This window comes from uncultured Gimesia sp., from assembly GCF_937910335.1.
Classification (GTDB): domain Bacteria; phylum Planctomycetota; class Planctomycetia; order Planctomycetales; family Planctomycetaceae; genus Gimesia.
Genome location: NZ_CALEMX010000549.1, coordinates 40,114 through 49,295 on the forward strand (window position 1 = coordinate 40,114; position 9,182 = coordinate 49,295).

Below are 9,182 nucleotides of genomic sequence, written 5' to 3' on the forward strand. Positions count from 1 at the left end.
AATCGAACATACTATGCATTTTTCAAAACAACTGTCAAGCTACAGGACCCAGAACAGACGATATCAAAAGTGATAATTCTATTTTAAAACCAAAGATTAAGACATCAGTACATTTATTGCTTAGCTAAATACTCAGGAAATCGAGAATCGCTATGATGGATCATCGTTTCAAATCACTTGTCTGGCAGCATTTTCTGCTCAGCCTCTCTATCTTAACTCTGACTCTCTCTGCAAACGGGAATCTGGCAGCCCAAACCAAAGACAGTCCTGCCACACCCCAGAAAATGACTCCCACAGAGTTACAGACTTTTGGTAGACAGATCCAGGAAATCATCAGTTCTCAGAATCCTGATAAATTTCGGGCCTTATTCGACTGGAAAACGTTCGTTAACAGAGTCCTTACAGAATACGAACAGAATCCTGCGGTGAAACAGGCGATTCAATCACTCCGTCATCAACTCGAAACATCTTATACCGGCAGTAATCAGGGAATCGACACAGAAATCCTGAGCGAAATCGTCAATGGCGGTGACTACCGTTTTCTAGCGATGCGAAAAGAGCAGGATCAGTATAAAGTCATATTCCGCTTTCTCACTCCCGAAGGAAGCTTGAACTACCATGCCCTGATCATCAAGAAACAGCAATCAGGCGAATTAAAAATCATTGACATCGACAGCTTCGCGACAGGCGAGTTGATATCTCAATCCCTGAAACGACTCTACCTGCCAGAACTTTATAAAGCACATTTGAGTGTGAAAGATAAACTCAACCCGCAGGAAATCAGCCGAATCGTCGGCCAGAAAAAACGATATGATTTTCTCACCACGTCCAATGAAAAAAACGATCCGTTTCAAGCATACCAGACGCTTCCCAAACAATACAAAATGGAAAAACCCGTCCTGCTTTTATTGGCGCATGATACCATCGCCAAAGAAAACCAGAAAAAATATCTGCAAGTGCTCAACGTCTTACGAAAAAATCATCCAGGCAATCCGACCGCTGAGCTCTTAAGTGTCGAATACTTCTATTTAATCGGCGAATTTAACTCGGCTCTCGAATCCCTCGATCATCTAAGCGACGCGCTCAAAACCGTCGACCCTTATCTCTATTCTCTCCGTGCAGAAATCCTGATCGAAACGGGAGACATCAATCTGGCCGGAAAATATGCCGGAAAAGCAGCCGAAATTGAACCAGATCTGCTGCACCCCTATCTGAATCTGATCAATATTTCGGTGATGCAATCCAGCTTCGATGATACCGTCAAACAACTGGAGACCTTAAAAACCAAATTCGGTATCAATTTAGAAGATCTGGACCTGAGCGAACTGGAAAACTATTCCAAACTGATGAATTCTCCTGAATTCAAAAAGTGGCTGGCCAGCCAAACAAAATAATACCGCGAAAAGGGGCCTGAAATTACAGACAGCACACTATCTTGATGTAGTCTGTTTCAACGGGGGCAGTACATCGCATTTTTTCAGTGCCAGCAAAGGATAGAACGTTCCGCTATAGGTTATGAAATGCCAGCGGTCGGTATTTAATGAACGTGTCCACCATCGACCCGATTCTCGCTGATGGGTCAGCAACCACTTGATCCCTTTTTGAATCGATGGATCATTCGCGGGCACACCAATTTCACGTAAGACAATGATCGCCAGACCCGTTTGATGTCCGTCACTGCTCAAATTCTTCCAGCTGTTCGCACTCTTATCAAACTCGGGTTCTGCCCGTAATTTCTCTGCACGATTACCCTTCCCCCAGGCTTCCGGAGCCGCAAACGTTCGAATCGACCAGCCACCGTCGGCCAGTTGATGCTCTCGAACCATCTGAATCAACGCACGCTTCTTCTCTGCACTGATTAAGTCTGGATAGCGGGCCGCCGTCCATAACAAAATTAAACGACCATAATCATGCGCGGGCTCTGTCTTCTGTAAGTATTCTTTCAGACGATCCACACCCGCCTGTAATTCTTGATCTTTCAATCCAGCCAACCAGCCTGGCGCAGAACTAAGAGCACGCGCAGCGACCGTAGCCCCTTGAAAATTACTCGATTCAAAAGGAGGCCAGCAATCCGTATTGCCCCAGCTTCCATCTTTCGACTGCAGGCTAAGCATAAACCGCAATGCTTCATCAGTCTCAGGCGATACTTTTTTGCTGACATGCTGATCCCACTCTGCCAGCCCGGCTGCGATATAAGCAACCTGCGTAGGTCGAATGCCACTCAACTGTTTTTCCCGATCCATGGCTTTCAGTTTTCGTAACTCCGTAATAAAGAAGTCACGATTCTCAACAGCAGGCGGCCCCATCTCCAACGTCAGCTCTGGACGAGAAAACAGATACAATCCATTCGTATGACAGCTCACACATTTTCGCTGCTTCGTCCAGGCAATACTCCCCTGCTCCAGATAACGATCCGCCCGCTCTAACGAAAATTCCTTGAGAATCGGCTCATCAGCTGTCGCTTCCGGAATCGCGATTTGCTCGTGCTTGTACTGAAATTTTTTGTCTTTGACAGGCTTCTCTGCCATAATCAATGAACAACACATACAACTCGCCAAACTAAATGCAAAGATTCGAAAACAGCTCATCAACCTGACTCCCTGAAAAAGTACAGCCTCGGCTTACCTGAAATTTTTGCTCTCCCTAATCAATCAGCATATCTACATATTTTCAATTCCACCACTCAAAACTGCCATAAATCAAAAACTGATTACAACGAACGAACCATTTGATCCCGCGATCCGATTTTCCCCTGAAAATACAGCACTTGACAGCCACTTGCCCTTGGCGATTATGCGTTGTTACGCGTCGCGCGCGAGTGAGAAATACAATCACTGAAGCAAACAACAGCAGTTCAAATTCAACACGATAAAAGCCCCTCGTTTCAGAAAAGTGGAGTTCAACATCTCTTGAAATCGTTCCCAATGATCACCAGTTATCGACCGCGTTCGGTCGCCTGTTAACCGCGTATCGACACCATCAACCACTCATCGCGCAACAAAAGAATCTTGACACCCACGCGCCATTCAACAGAATCATCCACAGTCAAGCCAATCACAACCAGCACAACGCAACACCAGCCGTACACCCGAATAAAATTCAGGCCAGGCGCAATGAACAGGAAACCCGGAAGTATCGAAGAAGTGAAAAAAGAAAATTCCATAACAAAAAAGCAAACGTTGCACCCACAGGGTTTAACAGCAATACTTTTCGTGTCTTTCGTGATTTTCGTGGTAGAAAAAAATCGATCATGAAGTCGGCTTAACCAACGCACAAACAAAGATTCTACACAATAGCAACAAACAGAGAGCAGATGAAAATCCTGCAGTACTGCCGTTGGAAAATGACAGCCGAATTAAGAACAAATAGATCGGGAATAATCAAACGTTGCTTTGATTCTTCTTTAAGGAACTGAAACTGATGTCTGTCCGACGCATTTTATGGTTACAGGCTTTCTTATTAATGGTTTTAACTCTGCTACATCGATTTGGAAACTTAGATTATCTCAGAGTACCTAATCTTCTCTATCAGTTAATTACGGGAATACTAGCCTTATATTCTGTTTACCTTTTTCCGATTATCGCGATCACACTTCTCCTTCGCAGAAAAGAAGGAGAATTAACAGACTTTCAAATCACATGGTCCATTCTCGCAGGAGTGCTGCTGTATTTTATTTCCTTGTTGATTTTCCTGCCATTGGTACAATAACGAAACCAGAATAGCAGCTGAAAACGTTTGAGGAAAAGCAATCACTCCACACTGGACACAGGGGGTTCTTCCAAGGTCAAATAGGTAGCTAACAAAAAAACAAAGCCACTACATCGTTAGCCTCTCACAGGCCTCGGAGCATAACGTGACATCCCAACACGAACGACAGAAAATCAACAACTGGCCCGTAGCGCGTAAGATCCTGTGGATAATTCTGTTTCTCTGCGCTCTGAGCGTATTTGGTCCCGGGTACTTCGCTGCTTTGAGGCCCGCCGACGGACAGATCTTAGACTTCTTCAAGGAATGGGCTGCTGTAAAGAACCGATTGGCTGACATGCCCGTCTATGCCGATCAGGAACAAGCGCTGCAGAAGCATCTCGATCTTAAACTCACAAATCCCGACAGTTTTTTCGATCGGTACAACGCACACCCTCCCACAGCAAATTTGATTTGCTTCCCGTTTGTATTCTTGACTTATCAAGATGCACACTTTGCCTGGAATCTCGTCTCAATCGGCCTGCTCTGCCTGATCTTGTACTGGATTGTAAAAGAACTCAAGATCCAGATGTCTGCCTGGACAACACTCGCACTCATCACCTTGCTCCTAGCCTGTGACCCGCTCCAGCAAAGCTTGATTCAGGGGCAGTTAAACCTGTTACTGGCGTTCCTCATGGTTGTCGCATGGCGCGTAGGGAAGTCAGGGAATTCTTTCGGTTCGGGAATTTGTCTCGGACTCGCAACGGCAATCAAAGTCTATCCAGCATACTTGTTTCTCTATTTCCTGGTGCGAAAGGACTGGCGCGCTTTGGCTGGGGGAATCGTATCATTGATTCTCATCACCCTGTTGACGGCAGCTGTCTTTGGAATCGAAGCCTACCGCGATTATGTGACTGTTGTCATACCTCTAATTGGCGGCGTGTCTAATACAAACAACTGGGGAAATTCATCCCTGCTTGCATTCTGGGAACGACTCTTCGTCCAATCAACGCCCACGATCCAACCTCTTCTCGATTCTCCGATTCTACTGAAAATCACTGTCTGGTCTTCGTGGGTCATCGTCACGATGCTCGCTGTTGCAGCAATCTGGAAGACGCGAACCGAAAAATTCAGCGAACAGGCATATGCCATTACCATCGTCGCCATGCTGTTGATGGCTCCCACTACATGGCACCATTATTTTATCATTCTGTTATTTCCAGTTGGACTGCTACTGGCTCTATATCAACCTCACTCTGGTAAACGTTGGATCGTAAACCTCACAATTGCTGCGCTGGTGATCAGCCCCCGCATCGTCTGGTTTCTCATGATACGTGTAAAAAAAACGGCGGATACTACAGCCATTATGACATGGGAACACGGCGGCATGGAAGCATTACCCTGGCAATCGCTCACCGCACTCTCCTATCAGTGCTACGCACTACTCATCATCATCGCATTGCTCTGGCCCACCACACAGCATCTGACAGAAGACTCAACTTGAGAAACACACATTTAGTTCTGTTTCCCTGACCTGCGTTATCCGCAACACCATACCCATTGCTCCAACGCACAAGCACAACAGGCGTAAGCCCGAAACTAATATGAATCTTCCTAATCGAGTTCTGCCTGATCCAAGCCATGTTTACGGCGGATTTTATCACAGTACGACCCCTCTACAAATCTGGAGATGAAGAGTACCGGAAGCGAAAGGATGGCGGAATTCAAAAATGCGGCTCCAAAACTCAGAATGATAAAAGATTCTGTTGAAACTTTTCTGGTAACGGTTCCCCAACTGATCAACAGGAATAGTACCATGTACACAGAAAGAAAGATCACAGAAAAAGGTGTAAAAATGGGCTCAGGCTGACAATGGCGATGGGCAAAGAAACCTTCATAACCCGCTTCGATCGCCCGGCGTTGTTCACTTTTAAAATATCGATATGAAAAATAAGCAAACGTCATGAATGAACCGGTTGCCAGAACGCGAAAAAACCACTTCGGCGATACTCCCATTGAATCGAGAAGACTTCCTAACAGCGTCACCGAAATAGCAATTGGCGCCATCAGTAAAAGTAATACGACAAAAAGACGCATGATTCTGTCAGGGCCAGCTTCCAGTTGTCCTGCTTTATACTCCAGATCGTTGCGAATACCATCATTCCCAAATGATGAGGCCTGCGATCTTAGCCTCTGCGCCTCTTGATGTCGGGCTGCAGATTCCTCAGAAGTTTCAACGGCCAAAACAAACCACGATGCAAGGTTTAAGCTCTTCAATAGAAATGCATCAAATTTTCGAAACATATCATGATCTCCGTCTGAAAAGAAAAAGAATTCAATCGTTTTGCAATGCCCTTTGAATGGGCTGTGACTGGCGCTACATCAAACACCTCGTTTTCAAATCTGCTTAAGAGGGCTAAGAGCCGCCAGGTCTGAACGGTACTCTCATTGCAGTAACTTTTGATTTGACTTTATTGGAACCGATTCTAAGTGAACCGTGTTTTCGTCGATATTTTTACTCGTCGATGGAACGCCAGCGCAACTTATGGAAGGTTGTTTTTCCGTGACCATGACTCACGAGCAGCATCGTGCCCTCTAGACTTTTGGTGATGGTTTGAAAATCACTACTCAGTCTGGAAATGGCTCCCTGCCAGGAGTAGAGCTTTCTCCCATCAGTAAATATCGACTCATTTACCTGCCTTGAGTGGTATGTCATCAACCAGCGGGAACTGTAAAATCCGTTCGTATTCAACGCGTGTTGTTTCTCCATTACCAAAAGCAATAATCCCGGGGAAGATAGAACACTCAGTCAATGCACGCTCTAATTCGACAGGGTCACCACACTGTTGGCCGTTGAGAAAGACGGTAATCTTGCGACCTTCTAACAGGATATGTAAACGGTCCCAGCTACCCAGACCATTTGTTGGTACCTGTTTGGTCAACACCGTTTTCTTGGGAGTGGAAGGACCGGGACTAAAAATAAGATCGGGGCCGATCACTAACTCCCCATTTCTCATCGAAACGTGAAAACCATATTTAAGGTCATGGTCGTGAAATGTCTGCAACCAGCCATAGCCTTTCACCAGTCGAACATCGATTTGAATCAGACCGCTGGGGGCCGCCTTACTCAGGTACCAGAACCAATAACCAAAGCGTTTCGAATTTTGCGATTTGTATTCGATGATCGAGCGGCCATCGCGCTGTTCTCGCAGCCAATTCTCATTCTTGTCATATATTTCATTCTTTTCGTATTCCTCTTCAAGCACCGGTTTCTGTTTCAGGAGTTTGAGGAGACGTGGATCTGTCATTTTGAATGTTTGGTCCAGGTTTTCTGGAAGAGCGAACCTGAGAATCCGTTCGTATTCCACTTTAGTAATACTTTTTTTGCTCTCATTCAACGCACCCGGACAGACATTGTAACTTCCCAGGTCAAACTTTAATTTTACCGGTTCCCCACATTGTTTGCCGTTGAGAAACACGGTAACAGTCCGTCCTTCAATCAATACGTGCAGCCGGTCAAATTGATTCAGACCATGCGTCGGAGCCGTAGAATCCAGGTCTCTCTCGCGGGGCCAAAGTGTTTTTTTTCGTTCTGGTGAAAAGAAGGAAGGCCCGACCCTGATCCTGCCTTCTTTCAATTCGATTCGAAAGCCGACCCGATGCTCATCATTGTGGAACACCACCACCCATCCAGATCCTTGCGTTGTTCGAACATCAACCTGGACCAGACCTGAACCTTGATGACTGGCCCAGGACCAGGACCCATTGATAAATCCAAGCTCTGATTCAACGAACATACGGTCATCCCGCATTTCATACACAAATGAATTCCTGTGTTCGGGCTTACGTATAAAATCAAATTCCTGAACTTTAACCGGTTCCTGCTTTAAGATTTCGCTCAGACGTGGATCAGTCGTTTTGAATGTTTGATCCAAATTATCAATCAGAGGGAACTGGAGTACCCGTTCGTACTCCACTTTAGTGATACTTTTACCGCTTACATTCACAGCTCCTGTACAGACCCGATAACTACCCAGATCAAAATCCAATGTTATCTGGTCGCCGCATTGTTTACCGTTGAGAAATACGGTAATGGTTCGTCCTTTAATCAGAACATGCAGTCGGTCGAACTGATTCAGACCATGTGTCGGAGCCTGCTCGATGAGTGTTCTATAAACGGGCGTTAAAGATTTTGAGCGGGGACCAAAAATAGAGGAGCCGAAACTCAAACTGCCATTTTTCATTTCAAAACGAATACCACGATTTTGAGGGTCATTGTGGAATACCACCATCCAACCACATCCCTCAATAGTTCGAACATCGATCTGGGCCAGACCCGAACGATAATGATCGGTGGACGGCCAGGCCGCGTGAACATTTCCACGCTTTGATTCAATGAAATGACGACCATCTCGAACAGAATGAAAAAACGCACCATCTTTCTCGAGATTACGTTTAAAATCAAATTCCTGAACGTCAACCGGTTTCTGCTTCAAGATTTCTGCAAGACGGGGATGTACTGGAATTGCTTCCATAGAATCTTGCGGATCAACACTGCGATTCTTCTGATTGATTTTTCCGATATCTTCCGGTGGAATCAGCAGCGGGATCCTCACATTATCCTCGACGATATCCTTGGAAAACTCTCCACCTAGAAATGGATAGTCTCTCTGACTAACTTTAATAGAGGGATTCGTTCTGACATTGAAAATCGTATCTGGATGAAAGCTTCTAAATCGCTCTCGCCCCGGTTTTGTCACTTTCGTCCATCTGACATCAAGATTTGCAATCTTCGCTTTCGTCTGTTTGGCAAATTCAAGCAATCCCTGATCGGTCAAGTCAGAATGAGCCAAGCTTAATGAATCAATGCGAACAGCATCTTTCAAATGAGGCAGCAACTGATCGGCATTGTTAATCTTCGAAGCAACGATTCTTTGATATGTCCAGGAAAGTCTGGGGATTGATTCCCAAAATGCTTTTGTCGTTCGACTCGTTTTCTCTATCTCCAACGTATGAAACCGACAGGCAGAAACCCCATCCCAGACTCCTGATTTTCGATTGTTAATATTAGTACCCTCCAATATACAACCAGCGGCAGCAAATGTTTTGGCAATCGGGGTAACGGGATCCTTGCCTATCAATTGTTTGTCAAAATGGATGAGCACTCTGATCCCCGGATTTTTCTGTTGCAGTTTCTCGACCTCTTTGGGATCAATCGATTTCACATCATACAGGGATAGAAAGCGGATTTGAGGATAATTTCCTAAACCGGTCAGATCTGGAACCTCATCAGCAGAACCACTAGAAAAAGCAATCGCACTCAGATTAGGAAATGCGGATAAAAATTTCCAATCATCATCGAGATGACGCGTTGAAATATGGAGAAACCGCACGTTTTTCAGTTCAGGTAACTTAGCCAACTGTGATGTTTTTAATTTGCAATTATAAACCCGCATTTCCCAGATGACTTCCCTCGCTTTGGCACGTAATTTGCGCCA

Annotated in this window: 6 protein-coding genes; 3 read left to right on the top strand and 3 right to left on the bottom strand. The window is 45.3% G+C overall.

All coding sequences use genetic code 11. The features are described 5' to 3' along the window. The first annotated feature begins 152 nt into the window (after positions 1-152). On the top strand, positions 153-1,394 hold the full coding sequence (locus tag Q0668_RS22685) for a hypothetical protein (protein ID WP_298868815.1): 1,242 nt from the start codon (positions 153-155) through the stop codon (positions 1,392-1,394). 36 nt (positions 1,395-1,430) lie between these two features. Here the strand turns inward: Q0668_RS22685 and Q0668_RS22690 are convergent, their stop codons facing one another. Beyond that, complete coding sequence (locus tag Q0668_RS22690; protein WP_298868816.1) at positions 1,431-2,588, bottom strand: prenyltransferase/squalene oxidase repeat-containing protein; 1,158 nt, start codon at positions 2,586-2,588, stop codon at positions 1,431-1,433. 832 nt (positions 2,589-3,420) lie between these two features. On the opposite strand from Q0668_RS22690, the gene Q0668_RS22695 reads away from it, so the two are divergent. Both Q0668_RS22695 and Q0668_RS22700 read left to right on the top strand, forming a co-directional pair. After that, the gene (locus tag Q0668_RS22695) at positions 3,421-3,708 is read left to right on the top strand and encodes a hypothetical protein (RefSeq protein ID WP_298868817.1); all 288 of its coding nucleotides are present in this window, start codon (positions 3,421-3,423) and stop codon (positions 3,706-3,708) included. A 145-nt stretch (positions 3,709-3,853) separates the two neighbouring features. Next, positions 3,854-5,188: a glycosyltransferase family 87 protein gene (locus tag Q0668_RS22700; RefSeq protein WP_298868818.1), complete on the top strand. Its 1,335-nt coding sequence runs from the start codon at positions 3,854-3,856 to the stop codon at positions 5,186-5,188. Positions 5,189-5,298: 110 nt separating this feature from the next. Here Q0668_RS22700 and Q0668_RS22705 read toward each other — a convergent pair whose 3' ends face one another. Continuing rightward, on the bottom strand, positions 5,299-5,988 hold the full coding sequence (locus Q0668_RS22705) for a hypothetical protein (RefSeq protein WP_298868819.1): 690 nt from the start codon (positions 5,986-5,988) through the stop codon (positions 5,299-5,301). Positions 5,989-6,371: 383 nt separating this feature from the next. Then, positions 6,372-9,182: hypothetical protein (locus Q0668_RS22710; RefSeq protein ID WP_298868820.1), on the bottom strand; the 2,811-nt coding region annotated here is incomplete at its 5' end.